General features: G+C 73.8%; 14 protein-coding genes and 1 pseudogene. 8 read left to right on the forward strand and 7 right to left on the reverse strand.

The genetic code is table 11. From position 1 onward, the window contains the following. Positions 1-18: 18 nt before the first annotated feature. Positions 19-1,299 carry an SLC13 family permease gene (locus ACH35V_RS04515; RefSeq protein WP_395970237.1) on the reverse strand — a complete coding sequence of 427 codons (1,281 nt, stop codon included), beginning with the start codon at positions 1,297-1,299 and terminating at the stop codon, positions 19-21. Positions 1,300-1,345: 46 nt separating this feature from the next. Then, positions 1,346-1,807: a CBS domain-containing protein gene (locus tag ACH35V_RS04520; protein WP_395970238.1), complete on the reverse strand. Its 462-nt coding sequence runs from the start codon at positions 1,805-1,807 to the stop codon at positions 1,346-1,348. Positions 1,808-2,119: 312 nt separating this feature from the next. Between ACH35V_RS04520 and ACH35V_RS04525 the strand changes: the two genes are divergently transcribed. After that, positions 2,120-2,779: a response regulator gene (locus tag ACH35V_RS04525; RefSeq protein ID WP_395970239.1), complete on the forward strand. Its 660-nt coding sequence runs from the start codon at positions 2,120-2,122 to the stop codon at positions 2,777-2,779. A 1-nt stretch (position 2,780) separates the two neighbouring features. Here the strand turns inward: ACH35V_RS04525 and ACH35V_RS04530 are convergent, their stop codons facing one another. Continuing rightward, positions 2,781-3,764: a sensor histidine kinase gene (locus tag ACH35V_RS04530; RefSeq protein ID WP_395970240.1), complete on the reverse strand. Its 984-nt coding sequence runs from the start codon at positions 3,762-3,764 to the stop codon at positions 2,781-2,783. Positions 3,765-3,918: 154 nt separating this feature from the next. Between ACH35V_RS04530 and ACH35V_RS04535 the strand changes: the two are divergent. Continuing rightward, a pseudogene (locus ACH35V_RS04535) lies at positions 3,919-4,302 on the forward strand (SPFH domain-containing protein); the annotation flags it as partial. A 134-nt stretch (positions 4,303-4,436) separates the two neighbouring features. Here ACH35V_RS04535 and ACH35V_RS04540 read toward each other — a convergent pair. From ACH35V_RS04540 to ACH35V_RS04555, 4 genes are all read right to left on the reverse strand, one after another. Next, positions 4,437-5,822 carry a hypothetical protein gene (locus ACH35V_RS04540; protein WP_395970241.1) on the reverse strand — a complete coding sequence of 462 codons (1,386 nt, stop codon included), beginning with the start codon at positions 5,820-5,822 and terminating at the stop codon, positions 4,437-4,439. A gap of 69 nt (positions 5,823-5,891) precedes the next feature. Then, the gene (locus tag ACH35V_RS04545) at positions 5,892-7,661 is read right to left on the reverse strand and encodes an acetyl/propionyl/methylcrotonyl-CoA carboxylase subunit alpha (protein WP_395970242.1); all 1,770 of its coding nucleotides are present in this window, start codon (positions 7,659-7,661) and stop codon (positions 5,892-5,894) included. A 566-nt stretch (positions 7,662-8,227) separates the two neighbouring features. Next, positions 8,228-12,601, reverse strand: a complete 4,374-nt coding sequence (locus tag ACH35V_RS04550; protein ID WP_395970243.1) for an FtsK/SpoIIIE domain-containing protein — start codon at positions 12,599-12,601, stop codon at positions 8,228-8,230. A 9-nt stretch (positions 12,602-12,610) separates the two neighbouring features. Continuing rightward, positions 12,611-13,552 (reverse strand): NAD-dependent epimerase/dehydratase family protein, encoded by a 942-nt coding sequence (locus ACH35V_RS04555; protein WP_395970244.1) that lies wholly within the window; start codon positions 13,550-13,552, stop codon positions 12,611-12,613. 114 nt (positions 13,553-13,666) lie between these two features. Between ACH35V_RS04555 and ACH35V_RS04560 the strand changes: the two genes are divergently transcribed. The 6 genes from ACH35V_RS04560 to ACH35V_RS04585 all read left to right on the forward strand — a co-directional run bounded on the left by ACH35V_RS04560 (position 13,667) and on the right by ACH35V_RS04585 (position 19,689). Further along, complete coding sequence (locus ACH35V_RS04560; protein ID WP_395970245.1) at positions 13,667-14,401, forward strand: TetR/AcrR family transcriptional regulator; 735 nt, start codon at positions 13,667-13,669, stop codon at positions 14,399-14,401. A gap of 242 nt (positions 14,402-14,643) precedes the next feature. Continuing rightward, complete coding sequence (locus tag ACH35V_RS04565) at positions 14,644-15,561, forward strand: hypothetical protein (protein ID WP_395970246.1); 918 nt, start codon at positions 14,644-14,646, stop codon at positions 15,559-15,561. Positions 15,562-15,563: 2 nt separating this feature from the next. Continuing rightward, the gene (locus ACH35V_RS04570; protein ID WP_395970247.1) at positions 15,564-16,478 is read left to right on the forward strand and encodes a hypothetical protein; all 915 of its coding nucleotides are present in this window, start codon (positions 15,564-15,566) and stop codon (positions 16,476-16,478) included. Next, the gene (locus ACH35V_RS04575; RefSeq protein WP_395970248.1) at positions 16,479-17,777 is read left to right on the forward strand and encodes a CpaF family protein; all 1,299 of its coding nucleotides are present in this window, start codon (positions 16,479-16,481) and stop codon (positions 17,775-17,777) included. After that, positions 17,777-18,763 carry a type II secretion system F family protein gene (locus tag ACH35V_RS04580; RefSeq protein ID WP_395970249.1) on the forward strand — a complete coding sequence of 329 codons (987 nt, stop codon included), beginning with the start codon at positions 17,777-17,779 and terminating at the stop codon, positions 18,761-18,763. The genes ACH35V_RS04575 and ACH35V_RS04580 overlap by 1 nt, the downstream gene beginning before the upstream one ends. Next, positions 18,760-19,689, forward strand: coding sequence for a type II secretion system F family protein (locus ACH35V_RS04585; protein WP_395970250.1), 930 nt, complete (start codon positions 18,760-18,762; stop codon positions 19,687-19,689). Before ACH35V_RS04580 ends, ACH35V_RS04585 begins: the two co-directional genes overlap by 4 nt. Positions 19,690-19,742 lie beyond the last annotated feature (53 nt).

Genomic DNA, 19,742 nt, shown 5'->3' on the forward strand with positions numbered 1-19,742 from the left:
GCCCGGCCACCTCCGGCGTCAGAAGTAGCGCAGCGCCACGTACACCCACGCCATCACGGTGCTCACGACCGTGATGCCGATCCCGTAGCGGGTGAACTGCCAGAAGCTGATCGGGTGACCGGTCCTGGCGGCGATGCCGATCGCGACGACGTTGGCGCTCGCGGCGACCGCCGTCCCGTTCCCGCCGAAGTCGGCGCCCAGCGCGAACGACCACCACAGGGCGTCCGCGGTCTGCGGGTCGGCGCCCTCGGCCATCCCCTCCACGATCGGCGCCATCGTCGCCGTGTACGGGATGTTGTCGAAGAACGCGCCCAGCACGGCCGACCCGAACACCAGGCTGGTGGCGGCGGCGAAGTAGTTGTCGCCGATCGCGTCCGCGGCCCACTCGCCGATGCCCTCGATGACGCCGGTGTGCCCGAGGCCCGCGACCATCACGAACAGGCCCATGAAGAACACCAGGACGCCCCACTCGACCTCCTTGAGGACGTCCGCCACCTCGACCTTCGTGACCAGCAGCATGACGCCCGCGCCGACGAGCGCCACGATCGACGGCTCCACGTGCAGCACCGAGTGCAGCGAGAACCCGACGATGATCAGCCCGAGGACGGCCAGGCACCGCGCCAGCAGCCCGTGGTCGGTGATGGCCTTGCGCTCGTCCAGCGCCATCACCTCGTCCACGTACCGCTCGTCGTAGGTGAACGACTTGCGGAAGATCCACCGCGACAGCACCACGAACGTGAGGAAGATGATCACCACGATCGGGGTCATGTGCATGAGGAAGTCGTTGAACGTCAGCCCCGCGCGGCTGCCGATGATGATGTTCGGCGGGTCGCCGATCAGGGTGGCGGCGCCGCCGATGTTGGACGCCAGCACCTCCGCGATCAGATACGGCTGGGCCGGGATGCGCAGCCGGTCGCAGACCACCACCGTCACCGGCGCCACCAGCATGATCGTGGTGACGTTGTCCAGGAACGGCGACGCCACGGCGGTGATGGCCATCAGCATCACCAGCAGCCGGTACGGACGGCCCTTCGAGCGCTTGGCCGCCCAGATCGCCAGGTACTCGAACAGCCCGGTGCCCTTGATCACGCCGACGACGATCATCATGCCGAGCAGCAGGAAGATGACGTTCCAGTCGATCCCCTCGTGCTCGGAGAAGAAGACCTCCCCGCCCGCGGTCAGCCCGAGCACCGTCATCGCGCCGGCCGCGATGAGGACGACCTTGACCTTGTCGGCCTTCTCCGTCGCGATGAAGAAGAACGCGACGACGAAGATCCCGAGCGCTATGGCAGCGCTCACCGCACGCCCCTCGGCGCGCGGGACCCGGGCGGACGAAGCGGGTGGGTCAGCCGTCGTCCGGCCTGGCCAGCGCCAGCGCGGACAGCAGCCGGTCGAGCGTGATCGCGCCCGCCAGGAGCCCGGCGTCGTCCACCACGGCGACGAGCGGGCTGCGCTGCCGCGCCATCAGCGTGGCGAGCTCCAGCAGCGTCGCGGACGCCTTGACGATCACCGGGCGGGGAGTGTGCGTGCCGAGGCAGTCGCCGACCGTCCGGTCGCGGAGCTCGTGCCAGAAGACGTCGGCGTGCGCCTCGTCCACGGCCCGGGTCAGCGCCGGGTCCTCCTGGTAGGCGGCGGGCACCGCGAGCCGCAGCACCTGCGTGCCCGGCAGGACGACCCGGGGCCGCTGCTCCGCGTCGATCACGATCAGCCCGGGCAGGCGGCCCAGCGCCATGACCTGGATCGCGTGGGCGATCGAGTCGCCCAACGTCACGGTCGGCACCTGTACGGCGATGTCCCGCGCTTGCATCCTGATGGTGTCCTTCCGGCTCCCGGAGAGCCTTGTTCCTCGTGCTGATAGATCCCTCCTCCTGGCGCCGGGGAACGGCCCGTCGCAGGACGGCCGCCGTCGCGCCGTGAGCGGGGGACGGCGTGCGCCGCTGAATCGCTGAGACATGCGTCCGCCCCTTTCTGCGTACGCTGTCCAGTCTTTGCGGCGGCGGCCCGCGCCGATATCGGGTCCAGGCCCCATATCGGCGGGGAGGGATCATGTATCTGCAGGTGGCGGGAATCTCCCGCGGTGTCCCGAGCCTAGGATGAGGGCGAGACCGGAGGTGATCGGGTGCACACGCGCGAGTCCGCCACCCGGATTCTGCTGGCCGACGACCACGCGCTGGTGCGCCGCGGGCTGCGCCTGATCCTGGACGCCGAACCCGACCTGACCGTGGTCGCCGAGGCCGCCGACGGCGCGGAGGCGATCGACGCCTGCGCGGCCGGCGGCGTCGACCTCGCGATCCTGGACATCGCGATGCCGCGCATGACGGGGCTGCAGGCCGCGCGGGAGATCTCGCGGCGGTTCCCGTCCGTGCGGACGCTGATCCTGTCGATGTACGACAACGAGCAGTACCTGTTCGAGGCGCTGAAGGCGGGCGCGTCCGGGTACGTGCTGAAGTCCGTCGCCGACCGGGACCTGCTCAACGCCGTCCGCTCCGCGATGCGGGACGAGCCGTTCCTTTACCCGGCCGCCGTCACCGCGCTGATCCGCGAATACCTCGCCAGGGACCGGGACGGCGAAGCCCCCGACAGCGTCCTCACCCCGCGCGAGGAGGAGATCATCAAACTGGTCGCGGAGGGGTACTCGTCCAAGCGGATCGCGGAGACGCTGACGATCAGCGTGAAGACGGTCGACCGGCATCGCGCGAACATCCTCGGCAAGCTCGGCATGCGCGACCGGCTGGAGCTGACCAAGTACGCCATCCGCGTCGGCCTCGTCGAGCCCTGACCTACGGCGCCGTCCGGCGTGCGCCGGACGGCGGGATGACCAGCCTGACCTCGGTGCCGGTGTCGTCGTCCGCCGGGCCGATGGTGAGCTGCGCGCCGATGAGCATCGCCCGTTCCCGCATCCCGTGGATTCCGGCGCCGACCTCCGTGGGCGGGCCCGAGCCGTCGTCCACGACCCGCAGGACGACGCGGCCGTCGTCGTCCTGCGCCAGCGACAGTTCCGCGTTCCGCGCGCCGGAATGCCGCCACACGTTCGTCAGGCCCTCCTGCGCGATCCGGTAGATCACCAGCTCGGCGTCCGCGCCGAGACCCTCCAGGCCCGTCTGGACGCGGCGGGTCACGCGCGGCCCGCCCGCCTCGGAGAAGTCGGCGGCGAGGGCGGTGAGCGCGCTGGTCAGGCCGAGATCGTCCAGGACGCCCGGACGCAGCCGCCGCGCCACCCGGCGCACCTCGTCCAGGCTCGACCGGACGGTCTCCTGCACGCCCCGCAGCTCGTCCGCCACCTCCTCGGGCGCCCGGTTCACCACCGACTTCAGCTCAAGCAGCACGACCGTGAGGCTCTGCCCGATCTCGTCGTGCAGCTCCTGCGCGATGCGGCGGCGCTCGGCCTCCTGCGCGTCCAGGACCACGGCGGTGCTGGTGCTGCGGTCGGCCTCCAGCCGGTCCAGCATCGCGTTGAACTGGTCGACCAGGTGGAACAGGTCGCCGTTCCGTCCGGTCGCCAGCCGGTCGCCCGAGCGCAGCGAGTCGAGCCGCGCCATCAGCGCGGTGAGCCCCTCCAGCGGCGCGAGGCTGGCGCGCAGCAGCACCGCGTTCGCCGCCATCATCACGGCGAGCCCGACCACCAGCACGGGCAGCTCCCGCAGCAGGACGAACGACGACACGGTGACGGGCGCCACCGCCAGCGCCACCGTGCCCGCCGCGAAGATCAGCCCGTTGATTCCGAGGATGCGCCAGTACAACGCCGACGCGGGTGTCCTGCTCATAGGTCCACGTCACCGCATGACGTCGGCGTTTGTCCATGCGTGACACCCCGCGCGCAAATGCACGATGGCCCCGCACGTTATGGGCGCCCGGCCCGATTGCGGCGCCTCTCCCCATCGCCGACGGTGGAAGGGAGCACAGCCGGAGGTGGGGCAGATGGACGTTCTCGACGCGGCCCTCGTGGTCCTGGGGCTGGGCGCGGTCGTCGTCGTGGCGTCGGGGGTGCGGCGGGTCGGGGCGTCCGAGCGGCTGGTCGTCCGGCGGTTCGGGGGGACGGCCGAGGTCCGCGGGCCGGGGCTGCGCTACCTGCTGCCGCTCGCCGACGCGGGCGTCCTCGTCCCCGCGAGCCTCCACCCCCACCACGTCTGGTTCAAGGCCGTGACCAGGGACGGTGTCGCCGTCCGGGGCAAGGCGCTCGCGACGATCCGGGTGGACGACCCCGTCCGGTACGCCGAGGCGGCGGACTCGCCGTCCTCCGCCGCGCAGGCGATCATCCAGGTCGCGCTGCGCGACGTGATCGCCGCCCGGGACCTGGCGGATCTGCCCGCGCTGCTGGAGGCCGGCGACGATCCCGAACTGGTCGGGCACGTCGGCAAGGCGGTGCGGCCGTGGGGACTGGCCGCCGGGCTCGTCGCCATCGTCGACGCGGTGATCCCCGTCGTGCCGGACGACGGTCAGAAGCCGCCGAAGTCGCCGCCGCCGCCGAAACCGCCGCCGCCGCCGAAGTCGCCGCCGCCGAAGTCCCAGCCGCCGCCGACGTCGCCTTCCGCGCCGGCGCCCGCCGCGTCGCCGCCGTAGCCGCCGCCCCAGCCGCCGCTCATCATCGAGCCGAGCATGGTGCCGATCATCATGCCGCTGAGCAGGTCGATCCCACCGTAGCCGTAGTAGTAGCCGCCCGCGTACGGGCCGTAGGCGGGGCCCGCGTCCCAGTACGGCCGCCGGGTGCCGCCGGACGGCACCATGCGGACGTCCGGGTCCGTCCCCTTCAGGACGGCCTCCGCGTCCGCCGCGCACGCCGGGACGGAACGCTCGACACCGCCGGGCGGCGCCCACGTCACGTCCTCCACGGACGGCCCGTGCTGCGGGTTGAAGAAGCAGGGCGCGCGGCGCTCGGGCACGGGCTCGTCGGCGAGCCGGGCGCGTGTCGCGGTCATGTAGTAGCGGCCGTCCTCCAGCGCGGTGGTGACGGCCTGCATGTCCTGCGGCTTGGCGGCGTGCGCCGTCTCCCGCTTGGCCTCGTCGTAGGAGTTCATGGCGCGCTCGTAGTCGGCGCGGGTGTCGGGGTCGAGGCCCTTGTCCATGACGTCGAGGTCGAGATGCGCGATGTCCTCGCCGAGCAGCGTCACGTCCTCCTCGACGCCGGCCTTGAGGTCGGCCATCTGCCGGGCCTCGCGGTCGAGGCGCCGCTTCCGCACGACGAGGAACCCTCCGGCGGCCGCGGCGACGACCATGAGCAGGACGCCGAGCGTCACGTACATGCCGACCGCGCTGGACCGGGCCTTGTCGTCGACCTTCTTCTCCGCGAGGCCGCCGAACTGGATCAGCCGGTCCTTCAGCGGCGCGCCGTTCGTGCGGGTGACGAGCTGGTTGATCTCCTGCTTGTCGAGCTTCTTGGAGATCGCGCCCATGCGGCTGCCGTCGGCGGTGACGGCGACGTACGTCCCGCCCTTGCCGACCCGCTCCGCGACGGCCGGGAGCATCTGCCCGACCTCGGTCCTGGTGACGCCGTTCCCGACGACGACGGCGCGGATGTCGGCGTCCTCGTCGCCGCCGAGCGCCGACGTGATCTCGTTCCGGTCGGACGGGGACAGCACGTTCCCGGCCTCGCTCGTCACGTAGAGCCGCGAGTCGATCAGGCCCTTCGCGATCTGCCCGGCGTTGTCGTAGCGGGCCGCGGTCTGCGCGGTGGTGGTCTGGGTGGTGATCTGCGCTGCGGCGGGCTGCGCCGGGGCGGCCTGCGCGGGGGCGGTGAAGGCGAACGCCGGCAGGGCGACGGCGGCGACGATCGCCGAGACGGCGCCCCGGCGTGCCGCCCGGATGGCCCGGTTGTCGGTGCTCATGCCTCCAGTCTGCCCATGTAACGGCAGAATGCGTCCTCCGGCAGAGGGATTTCGCGTGGGCCGCCCGGGTCAGCTGTCCTTGATCTCGCAGATCACGGCGCCTGCGGAGACGGTCTGGCCGACCTCGGCGGACAGGCCGGTGAGCGTCCCGGCCTTGTGCGCGGTGATCGGCTGCTCCATCTTCATGGCCTCCAGGACGACGACGGTGTCGCCGGCCGCCACCGTCGCGCCGTCCTCGACGACGATCTTGACGATGGTGCCCTGCATCGGGCTGACCAGGGAGTCGCCGGACGCCTGCGCGCCGCCGCCCTTCTTGCCGCCGCGCCGCCGCGCGGGCTGCGCCGCCCCGGCGGCCCCGCCCGGCATCGCGCCTAGTCCCGCGGGCAGGACGACCTCGATGCGCCGCCCGCCGACCTCGACGGTGACGCGCTCCCGCTCGCCCTCCTCCGCCTCGTCGCCCGCGGCGTGCGTCTCGTAGGGCGGGATCTGGTTGTCGAACTCGGTCTCGATCCACCGGGTGTGGACGGAGAACGGCGTCGCGTCGTCGGCCGGGACGAACGCCGGGTCGTCCAGGACCGCGCGGTGGAACGGCAGCACGGTCGGCATCCCGTCGATCACGAACTCGGCCAGCGCGCGGCGCGCCCGCTCGACGGCCTGCCGCCGCGTCGCGCCCGTCACGATCAGCTTGGCGATCAGGGAGTCGAACGCCTGCGGGACGGTCTGCCCCGCGCCGTAGCCGGTGTCGAGGCGGACGCCGGGGCCGGTCGGCGGCTCCCACGCGGTGAGCGTCCCGACCGCGGGGAGGAAGCCGCGGCCCGCGTCCTCGGCGTTCAGCCGGAACTCGATCGAGTGGCCGCGCAGCCCGGGGTCGCCGTAGCCGAGCTCCTCGCCGTCGGCGATGCGGAACATCTCCCGGACGAGGTCCACCCCGGCGACCTCCTCGGTGACGGGGTGCTCGACCTGGAGGCGGGTGTTGACCTCCAGGAACGAGATCGTCCCGTCCTGGCCGACGAGGAACTCGCACGTTCCGGCGCCGACGTACCCGGCCTCTTTGAGAATGGCCTTGGACGAGCGGTAGAGCAGTTCGACCTGCTCGTCCGAAAGGTAAGGCGCCGGGGCCTCCTCGACGAGCTTCTGGTGCCGCCGCTGCAACGAGCAGTCGCGGGTGGACACCACGACCACGTTGCCGTGCTTGTCGGCGAGGCACTGCGTCTCCACGTGCCGCGGCTTGTCGAGATAGCGCTCCACGAAGCATTCGCCGCGCCCGAACGCGCCGATGGCCTCGCGGACGGCGGACTCGTACATGTCCGGGACCTCGTCCAGCGTCCGGGCGACCTTCAGGCCGCGCCCGCCGCCGCCGTACGCGGCCTTGATCGCGATCGGCAGCCCGTGCTCGGCGGCGAACGCGACGACCTCGTCCGCGCCGGACACCGGGTCCTTGGTTCCGGCGACCAGCGGCGCGCCGACCTTCTGGGCGATGTGCCGGGCCTGCACCTTGTCGCCCAGCGCGGTGATCGCGGCGGGCGGCGGGCCGATCCACGTCAGCCCCGCGTCCTGCACGGCCTTGGCGAAGTCGGCGTTCTCCGCGAGGAACCCGTAGCCGGGGTGGACGGCGTCCGCGCCCGATTCGGCGGCGACCTTCAGCAGCTTCTCGATGCTGAGGTAGCTGTCGGCGGCGCTCTGCCCGCCGAGGGTGAACGCCTCGTCCGCTACCTGAACGTGCAGGGCGTCCAGATCGGGCTCCGCGTACACCGCGACGCTGGTCATCCCGGCGTCCCGGCAGGCACGGGCTATGCGGACCGCGATCTCGCCGCGGTTGGCGATCAGGACCTTGCGCACGTGGGTCTCCTCCCTCACAACCTCACGCAGTCTAGATAATCGCCGTTCCGCGATTTCGTAAGCCCCTCCCCAAGTGCGCACATCTAAGGGTGCGTAGGGGGTGCGCCCCTGCGAGCGTCTCCTCGGCGGAGGCGACCTCCTGCTCGGCCTCCGGGGGCGCGTCGGGTGGACGGGTCCGGACGGCCCGCCTCGCCGACAGCCGTCCGTGACGGCGCGACTCCCCATTTCTTAAATCCACTTGACGGGGAGTCACTATGTGCGTCACAAGTCGTGCGCGGCGCCGCCGGGATGGCGTGGGTGGCCACATCCGGACACGCCCGCATGGGCGGAAAGGGTCCGGAACGCAGGCCGATCCGCCGTTCGGCACTGGATCGAGGTGATCGTCCCGGCGTAGGCTGTCGCCATTCTTTCGGCGCCGCCTGGAAACGTTCCAGCGTTGCGAGACGAAAGGCCGGGACCGCGACTCCCGGCGGAACGATCGAGGCGGACGCCGGTCGACGCCTCCATGAGCCGCGGGTCCCGGCCCATCCCCCCGAGGTCGGGACCCGCACCCGCCACGTGCCCGCTCAGTCCGCGCCCGCCGGAGGCGGGAGGGCCACCTGCACCTGGGTGGCGGCGCCGGCGGCGACGAACAGGCCGCGGCCGGTGGGGCCGCCGAGCGGGGCGTTGCGGGGAAAGCGCAGGCCGAAGAGGTCGCCGTCGTCCGGGGACTCCACCGACAGCAGCACGCCCGACCGGGAACGGCGGGCCTCGCTGAGGAAGCCGCGATGGCCGCCCGCCAGGTCGGCCGTGGCGCCGCCGACGACGACGGCGTGCGCGCCGTCGCGGGCGGTGCGGAGGACGTCGCGGAGGGCGTCGTCCAGGCCGGTCCGGTCGAGGAGTTCGGCGTCGTCCACGACCACGGCGTAGTGGTGCTCGTCGCCGATGGCGGCGACCAGATCGGCCGCGCCTGCGCCGGACGTCAGCAACCCCAGGACGCCCGGATGCCCGGACAGCAGCCGCAGCGGCGAGCGGCGCGGCGTGACCAGCACGACGGGCACGAGGCCGCCGCCCACCGCCGGGTCGAGAAGCGAATGGACGATCGTCCGCAGCGTGGTGGAGCGGCCGGAGCGGGGCGGGCCCGCGACGGTGAAGCCCGGCCCGTCGTTGAGCAGGTCGACGCCGACGGGCGCGAGGGTGTCGCCGCCGACCCCGATCAGCGCCCACAGCGCGGACGGGGCGAGGAACTCGCGTTCCAGCGACATCGCCTCGCGGTAGGTGACGCGGTCGGGCAGCTCGTCCACGCGCAGGGGGCGCCTCCGGCGGGGCAGGCGGCCGTAGCGGGACACGCAGGCGCGGGCGATCTCCTGGAGCGCGGCGCCCTGCGCGGCGCCGGACGGGTCGTCCGCCAGCAGCCCGATCTGCGACTCGCGCGGCGGGGCGTCCGGCCCGGCCGGTCGACCGGCCGGTTCGAGGGCGCGGCCGGGCGGCATCGCGGCGGGGACCTGCCTGCCCTTGAGGCCGCCGTAGCCGTAGTCGTCCGGGTCGTCCATGCGGAGGAGGAGGCGGCGGCCGAAGGCGGCGGAGATCTGCCCGCCCAGGCCGGAGCGGTCGCCGGTGACGACGGCGCGCAGGCCCACGGCGGCGCCCTCGTCCAGGAGCCGGATCACCTCGTCGACCAGGCGGCCCTGGTCGTAGTGCTCGAACGCGCCGAGGAACCCCTCCCAGCCGTCGAGCAACAGCACCATCCAGGGGAGGCGGTCGGTGGCGGCGACGGAGGCGCGCTGCTCGGCGAGGGACGCGAAGCCCGCCTCGGCGAGGACCTGCCTGCGCCGCGCGGTCTCGGCGGCGAGCGCGGTGAGGAGCCGGTCGCAGCGGTCGAGCTGGTCGCGGGCGACGACCGCGCCGCAGTGCGGGAGGGACGTCAGCGGCAGCAGCGCGTTCGCGCCGCAGTCGACGGCGTACAGGTGCGCGTCGTAGGGGGAGCAGGCGGCGGCGAGGGACCCGGCGATCGTCCGCAGGGCGGTGGAGCGGCCCGACCGGGCGGACCCGGCGATGTACAGGTGGCCGCCGGACGCGAGGTCCAGGGCCAGATCCTCGCGGGACTGGACGGCGGGCAGGTCGGTCACGCCGAACGGGATCGGCGGGACGTCCACGACGGAGCCGCCCGCGGCGTTCCGGGGCGTCAGCGTGAACCGCTCCGGCAGCGGGTTCAGCCACGGCGACGGCTCCCGCACGATGCCCGCGCGGCGTGCGGCCTCGTCGATCGCCTGGACGAGAACGCCGAGGTCGGTGGCGTCGTCGTCCGCTCCAAGGGCCTTGCGGGGGTCGGGCAGCGGGTGTCCGAGGCTCTGCCAGGGGAGCGGGACGACGGTGGCGCCGCGCCCGGTGACCCCGGCCCCGGGACGGCGGCCGCTGACCCGCGCCACCTGCAGCGCCTGCGGTGGCGACCCGCCAGAGCGGATGTAGCAGCGTCCAGGGGTGGACTTGGGGATCTGCGCGGCTTCCGGCGAACCGAGGACCTCGGTGGACTCGTCCGGGCCGGTGACGCGCAGCGCGATCCGCACCTCGGCGTCGGCGGCGACTCCAGCGGCCCCGGCGGGACGCCTCGTGGCGAGGACCAGATGGACGCCCAGCGCCCGCCCGCGCCGCCCGATGTCGACCAGGCCCGTCACGAAGCCGGGCACGTCGGCGGCCATCGCGGCGAACTCGTCCACGACCAGGACGAGACGCGGCACGGACGGCAGATCGTGCCTCCCGCGGCGCAGCCCGTCGTAGCCGTCGAGGTCCTTGACACCCGCGTCGAGCAGGACGTCCTCCCGGCGCCGGAGTTCGGCGGAGAGCGACTCCAGGGCGCGTTCGGCGGCGCGCTCGTCGTCCAGGCCGGTGACCACGCCGACCGTGTGGGGGAGGCGGGCGCACTCCCTGAACCTCGCGCCGCCGTCAGAGCCGATCAGGACGAACGTCATCTCGTCAGGGCGGTTCGCGGCGGCGAGGGACGCGACGAGCGTCCGCAGCAGCTCAGACGTGCCCGCGCCTGCGGTTCCCGCGATGAGGGCGTGCGGCCCGTCCGCGCGCAGGTCGATCTCGTACGGGCGGCGTGAGGAGCCGAGGCCGATGGGGACGCGGGCCGTCCGGCCTCCCGTGCGCGTCCACGTCCGGAGGATGTGGTCGGCCGTGGGCTCCGGCATGTCGAGGACGTCAAGGAGCCGCACGTCCGCCGGGATCGGGTCTGCGGCGACCTCGCGCGGCACGTCCCGGACCGGGGCCAGCGCACGCGCCACCCGGTCGGTCCAGGTGGGGGAGACCTGGTCGGCCAGGACGGGGAAGTCGTATCCGGGGCCCCGGAGGCGGACCGTCGCGGGGTATTGCGGATCCCATACGGCTGCGGCGCGGCATTCCTCGGGGAGTTGGCGCTCGTCATCGTCCACGCAGATGCCGTACAGGCCGAATTCGGCGCCGCGCGACAGTAGCATCGGCATCCCGGGTATGCGGCGCAGCGTGCGCGCCCCGTCCAGCACGAGCAGGATGTTGTAGGGGACCGGTTCGGCCTGGTCGGCGGCGCGTCGCCGTTCGGTGAGGCGGATCGCCAGCTCGGTGACGCGGTGCGCGGCCGATTCGGGGTCGGTGCCGACGAGGGCGACGCAGTCCTCGCCCTCGCGGGGCGCGCAGTGCGGCAGCCACCGCACCCAGTTCCACTCGTCCCCGGCGTCCCGGTCGGCGGACAGGACGACGATGGCCAGGTCGCGGGGGCTGTGCAGCGCGGCGGCCTGCGCGACCGTCCACCGGGCCAGCGCGCGGGACGCGCGGCGCGGACCGGCCACCCCCACGACGCCCAGCTCGGCCAGCGGCACCGTCACCGGCACCAGCCGGGCGTCCACGGGCGGAAGGCGGGCGGCGTCGCCCGTGATCTCGATCCGGGCGGGCAGGTCGGCGAGGCCGATCCGCAGCTGCAGGACGTCGGGGTCGCCGCGGCGGCGCTCCCACAGCCGCCGCCGGGGCCCGGTCGCGGTGAGCAGCACCTCCGCCGGGTCGGGATGCAGGGCGCGCCGTTCGGCCTCGTCCTCGCGGCGCAGCCGCTCCAGTTCGGCCTCGAACTCGGCGGACCTGCGCTCGAACTCCTTCAAAGACCTGCGGCCGAACACCCGGAGCCGATCGAGCGGCCCCTGCTCGGGGGCCTCCGGGACCTCCAGCCTCCTGACAGGGAACACGGGGCGCGGGCGGGGCGGCCGGTCGAACGCGAGGCCGCCCTCCGGCAGGGGCTCCAGATGGGCGTCGGGCGCGCTGCTCGGACCGAGCGCCAGGACGCTGGAGCCCACCCGCAGCCGGCCGCCCGCGGGCCAGACCGCGGTCGCGGCCAGCGGCGTCCCGTCCAGCGCGGCGGCGCCCCGCATCGTCAGCTCGGACGCCTCGACCTGGACGGCCTCCCGCCCGACCGTGAGCCGCAGCGACCGCGCCGGGACGGACGGATCGTCCAGCACCACGTCCACGTCCCGGCCGGACCCGATCGTGCTGACCCCGAGCCCGAGCCGGTGCACCGACCCGGCCGCCGGGCCGCCGACGACCCGCACCTCGACCAGCCCGGTCGGCTCGGCGAGGACGGTGGCGGCGGCGCCGCGCCGCTCCACCGCGACGACCGCGCCGTCCCGCAGCTCCTTGACGGCGAGGGCCTCCGGGTCGAGCATCCGCCCGTCCATCCACAGGGCCCGCCGCGGCCGTCCCGCGCGGCCTCCCGGCCTCAGCGGCTCGTCCGGCCTCAGCAGGTCGTCCGGCCTCAGCGGCTCGTCCGGTCTCGGCAGCTCGCCGGTGTCCAGGAGGGCGTCGTTCGCCAGTCGGTGGGACCGGCCGTCGAGGAGGGCGGTGAGCGACTGGGCGACGCCGTCCACGGTGGCCTCGGAGTCGACGTCCATCACCACGTCGCGCGGTCCCGTGCCCGTGAGTGCCGTGAACGAGATCCGCATTCCATCAGCTTAATTACCCGCGGGCGTCCGCTGCCCGCGTGCCGAGATGATCGCCCTGAGGGCGTCGTCCATCGAGGTCGGCGCCATCCCGAACGTGGACTGGAACGCCGAGGAGTCCAGCACGAACGGCTTGTCGAACTGGTACCGGGTCTCCCGCAGCTCCTTGACCAGCGGGTTGAACAGCCCGATCAGGTTGAAGACGGGCCGCGGCAGCGCGGCGACGCGTGGTGCCGGAGCGCCGGCGAGCTCGCACAGCCGCGCGGCGACGTCGAGCGTGGAGACGGCCGGGCCGGTCGGGACGTGCCAGGGCCGTCCCCAGGCGCGCTCGTCCGTCCCGGCGATGGCGAGGGCCTCGGCGACGTCGGGCAGGTACGTCCACGAGTGCGGGACGGACGGGTCGCTGAGGTAGCTCACCTTCTTGCCCGCCAGCAGCGGCGCCACGAACCGGACCTCGCCGACGGGCCCCGCGTCGGTGCTGCCCGGCCCGTAGTAGTCGGACCCGCGCAGCTCGGTCATCCGGATGCGGCCGGCCTGGTGCGCGGCCAGCGCGTCCTCCCACATCTTGGCTCGCACCCGGCCCTTGGCGCCGGTCGTGGCGAGCGGCAGGTCCTCGGTCATGGGACCGTCCACCGGCCCGTAGCCGTAGAGGTTGCTCAGGGTCACCAGGACCGCCCCCGTGGCCTCGGCGGCGCCCAGGAAGGACGACGCCATCGGCGGCCAGTCCTGCGTCCAGCGGTTGTAGGGCGGGTTGACGCAGTTGTAGAGCGTGTCGGCGCCTGTGGCGATCTTGGTCAGCCGGGCCTGGTCGGTGACGTCGGCGGCGATCCGCTCGACGCCGTCCGGGCCCGAGCCGGACCGGGTCACGACGACGACGTCGTGCCCCTGCTCGACGAGCCGTCCGGCCAGATGCGCGCCGACTTGGCCCGCTCCGACGATCACGTGCTTGCCCATGGTCGCTCTCCTCGCGTTCGATGCTCCGTTGCGAGAGCAATGCTCTCCATTGTGAGCGGTGTTGTCAAGAGCAGTGCTCTCGTTTTGGTGCGACGCTCTGCTAACATCGAGGTCATGAGCGCGGTTCGCACAGCACGGGAACGAGTTCGGGCGGAGCTGATCCGGGAGATCACCGAGACCGCCAGACGGCAGCTGGCCACCGCGGGCGCGGGCGGGCTGTCGCTGCGCGCGGTCGCCCGCGAGCTGGGCATGGTGTCCTCGGCGATCTACCGGTACGTGCCGAGCCGTGACGACCTGCTCACCGCGCTGATCATCGACGGGTACAACGCGATCGGCGCGGCGGTCGAGCGCGCCGACGCCCGGCACGCCAAGGCGCACACGGGCGACTTCGCCGGACGATGGCTCGCCGTGTGCAGGGCCGTCCGGGAATGGGCGCTCGCGCATCCGCACGAGTACGCCCTGCTGTACGGGTCGCCCGTCCCCGGCTACGAGGCGCCGGACGACACCGTCCCCGCCGCCGTCCGCGACACCGTCGTGATCGCCCGGATCGTCACCGAGGCGCACGCCGCCGGGGCCATCGACCCGGACGCGCCGGACGGGCCGGACGTGCCGTGCCCGCCCCCGCTGCCCTCGATCGCGGGCGGCCTGGACCGCGTGCGCACCATCGTCCACATGGACGCCCCCGACGACGTGATCATGCGAGCCGTCACGGCCTGGGCCGGCCTGTACGGGACGGTCAGCTTCGAGGTGTTCGGCCAATACGACAATCTCATCGGCGATTCGTCACGAGCCGACTACTTCGACCACACCATGACGCTGCTCGGACGCCTCATCGGCCTGAAACCCTGACGCGTGCGGGCGGCGCCCGGCGGCATTCGGGCGTCCACAATGGGGTCAGTGACGGATGTGACTGATGGTAAAAACCTGAGTGACCGACGATTTCGCAGGTCATCGCACTATGCCCGGGAACGTGACGGCACGCGTTCACCGAATCCATTGACGTGACCTTGCCGCCCCCGCAAGCATGGATCGCTCGGTGATGCGGGGACCCCGTCCGGCGGGGTCTGCGGGAGGGCGGGAAGCAGGGCGCGATGAAGTCCAACCAGGCGACCATCTCCGGCGGTGGGGCGGCGGGGCTCGGCGGCACGGGGCTCGGCACGTCCGGCGGGCAGCGGCTCCCCTCGTCCCCGCGCGAACGCAAACCGGCCCTGGCGGCGCTCGCGCTGCTGCTCATCCTCGGCGGCGCCCTCGCCAGCGCCTACCTCGTGATGGCGAGCGGCGAGCGGGTGTCGGCGATCCGGGTCGCCCAGCCGGTCGCGGCCGGGCAGGCGATCCCGGCGAGCGCGCTCGAGGAGGTCCAGGTCGGCGACACCGGGATCCAGTACCTCGACTGGTCGGAGCGGGCGAAGGTGACCCGCCACATCGCGGCCGTCCCGCTGGTCAAGGGCGCGCTGCTGACCAACTCCATGATCAGCCCGGCGGACGCCCCGTCGAGCGGCCGCCTGATCGTCGGGCTCGCGCTGAAACCGGGCCAGTTCCCGTCCGGCGGCGGCGACACCGGCGTCAGCGTCGGACGGCACGTCATGCTCTACGCGGTCGGCGGCGCGACGAACGGCGGGCCGCGTCCCGGAACGGTCCTGTCCCAGGACGCGATCGTCGTCGGCATGAGCGGCGACGACGGCGGCAGCGGCGGGCTCGGCGGCGCCCGGCTCCGCTCCGAGCAGACCAACGTCGACGTCGCCGTCCCGCCCGCGGACGCGGCGCTGGTCACCCAGGCGGCCTCCGCCGGGACGATCGCGGTCGCGCTGATCCCCGCCGGGGGAAACGCGGCCCTGCCGCCCGCCGCGCCCGCGCCCGGGAAGCCCGGCGACCAGCAGCAGACCCCGGGGCCGGGCGCCACCCAGAACCCCGGCGCCACCCAGAACCCCGGCGGGACGCAGAGTCCCGGCGGGACCGTGCCCGTCCTCCCGGGAGGCGGCACGCCGGGTCCAGGCACGGGCGGTAACTGACGGTGGCACTCATCGCGCTCGCTGCCGACAAGGGGGCGCCGGGCGTCACCACGGCCGCCGTCGCCCTCGGCGCCGTGTGGCCGCGCCCCGTGCTGGTCGCGGAGTGCGACCAGGCGGGCGGCGACCTCGTGTACCGGCTCCCGGCGCAGGACGGCGAAGGCGCCGAGGGCATGCTCAACCCGTCCCGCGGGCTGCTCAGCCTCGCCGCCACCGCCCGCCGCGGCCTGCGGCCCGACCAGATCGGCGAGCACTGCCAGCGGCTCGTCGGCGGCCTCGACGTGCTCGTCGGGATCACCAACTCCGAGCAGGCGCAGGCGATGACGTGGCTGTGGAGCCCGCTCGGCCGCGCGTTCGCCGGGCTCGCGCCCGTCGACGTGATCGCCGACTGCGGGCGGCTCGGCGCGGACACCCCGCTGCTCGGCCTGCTGCGCGAGGCCGACCTCGTCGTCCTGCTCACCCGCGCCACCCTGGAGCAGGTCGCGCACCTGCGCGAACGCGTCGCGGCGCTGACGGCGGAGCTGCGCGGCGGCCCGCCCGTCGGGGTGCTCGTCCTCGCCGACCCGCGCGACTTCCGCGGCTCGATCGCCGAGGTCGACCGCATCCTCGCGGGCGCCAGGCACCGCGGCCCCGCCCCCGATCCGGCGCAGGGCCCGCCGCCGGCGGACGTGACCGTCCTCGGCGGCCTGGCCCTCGACCCGAAGGGCGCCGAGCTGCTCTCCGGCCGCTGGGGCGGGCGCCTGGACCGCTCGCTGCTGGTCCGCTCCGCCCGCGAGGTCGTGGGCGACCTCGTCGGACGCATCCCGTCCGGCCGCCCGCTCGCGCTGCCGCCGCCGCCCGCCCAGCCCCCGCCCGAATCACCACCTGCTCCCGCGCCACCGCCCGTGGAGGCGCCGGCGTCTGCGGAAGGGAGGCGGTAGATGGACCACGGGCTCGTCAAGCGCCTCCGGCAGGAGGTCGGCGACCGGCTCGCGCAGCAGCGCAGGCTGGACGCCGCGAACGGGCTGCCGCCGATGTCCGGGGAGGACGAGCGGCAGTTCGCCCGCGCGCTCATCGGCCAGGTGCTGGAGGAGTTCGCGCGCGGCGAGATCACGTCCGGGCGGCGCCCGCCGAACGCCGAAGAGGAGGAGGCGCTCGCCGCCGGGGTGCACGCGGCGCTGTTCGGCGTCGGCCGGCTCCAGCCCCTCCTGGAAGACCCCGAGATCGAGAACATCGACGTCAACGGCTGCGACCGCGTGTTCATCGGCTACGCCGACGGCCGCGAGGTGATGGGCGAGCCGGTCGCGGAGAGCGACGAGGAACTGGTCGAGCTGATCCAGATCCTGGCCGCCTACAGCGGGCTGTCGTCGCGCCCGTTCGACACCGCGAACCCGCAGCTCGACCTGCGGCTCCCGGACGGCTCCCGGCTCTCCGCGATCATGGACGTGACCGTCCGCCCGGCGCTGTCGATCCGGCGCGCCCGCCTCGGCAAGGTGTTCCTCGCCGACCTGGTCGGCAACGGCACGTTCTCGCCGGAGATCGGGCTGTTCTTCCGCGCCGCCGTGCTCGCCCGCAAGAACATCATGATCGCCGGGGCGACGAACGCGGGGAAGACGACGCTGCTGCGCGCCGTCGCGAACGAGATCCCGGCGAGCGAGCGGCTCGTCACCGTCGAGCGGGCCCTGGAGCTGGGCCTGGACGCCTTCCCCGAGCTGCACCCCAACTGCGTCGCGTTCGAGCAGCGGCTGCCGAACTCCGAGGGCCAGGGCGCGATCACGATGGCGGAGCTGGTCCGCCGGTCGCTGCGGATGAACCCGTCCCGCGTGATCGTCGGCGAGGTGCTCGGCGACGAGATCGTCACGATGCTGAACGCGATGTCGCAGGGCAACGACGGGTCGCTGTCGACGATCCACGCGAACTCCTCGGTCGAGGTCTTCAACCGCATCGCCACCTACGCGATCCAGTCGGACGAGCGGCTGCCGGTCGAGGCGACCCACATGCTGATCGCGGGCGCGATCGACTTCGTCGTGTTCATCGAGAAGCGCAACGAGTACGCCTCCGGCGGGCGGCTGCGCCGCTACGTGTCCAGCGTCCGCGAGGTGGTCGGCGTGGACGGGCGCGTCCTGTCGTCGGAGGTGTTCGCGCTCGGGTCCGGCGGGTACGCCGTCCCGGCCGCGCCGATCTCGTGCATCGCCGAGCTCGCCGACCACGGCTACGACCCGTCCGCCGGAGGCTGGTGATGTACGCGCCGGACGTGCTCCTCGCCATCGTCGCGGGCGCGGCGGCGGGCGGCGGGCTGATCCTGCTGGTCGCCGCGCTGCGCGGGCTGCCGGTGCGGTCCGGACCCGCCCGCGGCCGCAGCCGCGAGGACCTCGTCAGGACGTTCACGACCCGCACCGCCGCCGCCGTCATCGTCGGCATGGCCGTGCTGGTCGTGACGCGCTGGCCGATCGCCGCCGCCGGGACGGGCGCGCTCGTCCTCGCCTGGAGCGGCCTCGCGGGCGGCGCCGCCGAGGAGCGCAGGTCCATGATGCGCCTGGAGGGGCTCGCCGCCTGGACGGAGTCGCTCCGCGACACCATCGCCGGGGCCGTCGGCCTCGAACAGGCCATCCCCGCCTCGCAGCGCGCCGCCGCGCCCGCGCTGCAGCAGCCGCTCCGCAACCTCGTCGACCGGCTGCACACCCGCGTCCCGATGCCGGACGCGCTGCGCCGGTTCGCCGACGACCTGGACGACCCGTCCGCCGACCTGGTGATCGCCGCGCTGATCCTGAACTCCAAGCTCCGCGGCCCCGGCCTGCGCGACATGCTCAGCGCGCTGGCGAACTCGGCCCGCGCCGAGCTGGACATGCGCCGCCGCGTGGAGGCCGACCGGCGGTCCACCCGGCGCAGCGTCCGGATCGTCGTCGCCGTGTCGGTCGGGACGGCCCTGGCCCTCGCCGTGTTCAACCACTCCTACGTCGAGCCGTACGACGACTTCGTTGGGCAGCTCGTCCTGTGCGTCGTCGTCGCGCTGTACGGCGCCGCGTTCCTGTGGCTGCGGCGGCTGTCGAAGTACGAGCTGCCGGGACGGTTCCTCAGCGAGCCGCGCAAGGCCGTCCAGCCGGGCGTTCCTGGCGAGGTGCCGAGCACGGTCGCGGGCTGGCAGGGCGACGGTTCCGGCGGCTCGCAGGAGCTTCCGCTCCGGGGACGGCACACCATGGATGCGGGCGGCGGTGGCGCCCCGTGAACGGCCTGAACGCCGCGATGATCGCGGGCGCGGTCGTCGGACTCGGCCTGTACGTCCTCGTCCGGGCGCTGTTCCCGCAGCGTCCAGGACTCGCCGCCCGGATGGCCGCGCTCGACGCCACCCGCCGCCGCCGCGACCTGGAGGAGCAGCAGGCCGGACGGCTCTCCCCGACGCTGGAGAAGGTCGGCGGCGTCCGCGCCAGGCTCGGCCGGGAGCTGGCCCGGGTCTGCGAGGCGCGCGGCTGGCGGCTGCGGTCCGTCCGCGCCGACCTCGCCATCACCGAGCGGTCCCTGGAGGGGTTCCTCGCGACGAAGTTCCTGCTGCCCGCCGCCGCGCTGCTGTTCGTCCCGCTGATCGTCGCGTACTTCACGCTGCTCGGGCTCGGCTCGTCCGTCGCCGTCCCGGTCTGGATCTGCGTGCTGTTCGCCGCGATCTTCTTCTTCTTTCCCGACCTGCAGCTCCGGCAGGAGGCGCAGGCCCGCAGGCAGGACTTCCGGCACGTCGTCGGCGCGTTCCTCGACCTCGTCTCGATGAACCTGGCGGGCGGACGCGGCGTCCCCGAGGCGCTGATGACCGCGTCGAACGTCGGGGAGGGCTGGGCGATGCACCGCATCCGCGACGCCCTGGCCAACGCCCGCATCACCGGGCAGACGCCGTGGCAGTCGCTCGGCCGGCTCGGCGAGGAGCTCGACATCTCCGAGCTGCGCGACCTCGCGGGCGCGCTCGCGCTCGTCGCCGACGACGGCGCGCAGATCCGCAAGTCCCTCTCCGCCCGCGCCGCGTCGATGCGCAGCCGCGAGCTGTCCGAGCTGGAGGGCAAGGCGGGCGAGCGCTCCCAGTCGATGCTGGTCGCGCAGCTGTTCCTGTGCGCCGGATTCCTGATCTTCCTGGCCTACCCGGCCCTGATCCGGGTGCTCGCCTCATGACGCCGCCCGCGCCCGACACCGTCCCCGAACCCGCTGCCGACACCGCCGAGACG

The organism is Actinomadura sp. 1N219 (assembly GCF_044326405.1).
Lineage (GTDB): Bacteria > Actinomycetota > Actinomycetes > Streptosporangiales > Streptosporangiaceae > Spirillospora.

Coding starts and splice junctions, on each gene's coding strand:
- ACH35V_RS04530 (WP_395970240.1), bottom strand. CDS start 3,764: ATGAGCAGGACACCCGCGTCGGCGTTGTACTGGCGCATCCTCGGAATC.
- ACH35V_RS04520 (WP_395970238.1), bottom strand. CDS start 1,807: ATGCAAGCGCGGGACATCGCCGTACAGGTGCCGACCGTGACGTTGGGC.
- ACH35V_RS04580 (WP_395970249.1), top strand. CDS start 17,777: ATGTACGCGCCGGACGTGCTCCTCGCCATCGTCGCGGGCGCGGCGGCG.
- ACH35V_RS04540 (WP_395970241.1), bottom strand. CDS start 5,822: ATGAGCACCGACAACCGGGCCATCCGGGCGGCACGCCGGGGCGCCGTC.
- ACH35V_RS04575 (WP_395970248.1), top strand. CDS start 16,479: ATGGACCACGGGCTCGTCAAGCGCCTCCGGCAGGAGGTCGGCGACCGG.
- ACH35V_RS04560 (WP_395970245.1), top strand. CDS start 13,667: ATGAGCGCGGTTCGCACAGCACGGGAACGAGTTCGGGCGGAGCTGATC.
- ACH35V_RS04555 (WP_395970244.1), bottom strand. CDS start 13,552: ATGGGCAAGCACGTGATCGTCGGAGCGGGCCAAGTCGGCGCGCATCTG.
- ACH35V_RS04550 (WP_395970243.1), bottom strand. CDS start 12,601: ATGCGGATCTCGTTCACGGCACTCACGGGCACGGGACCGCGCGACGTG.
- ACH35V_RS04565 (WP_395970246.1), top strand. CDS start 14,644: ATGAAGTCCAACCAGGCGACCATCTCCGGCGGTGGGGCGGCGGGGCTC.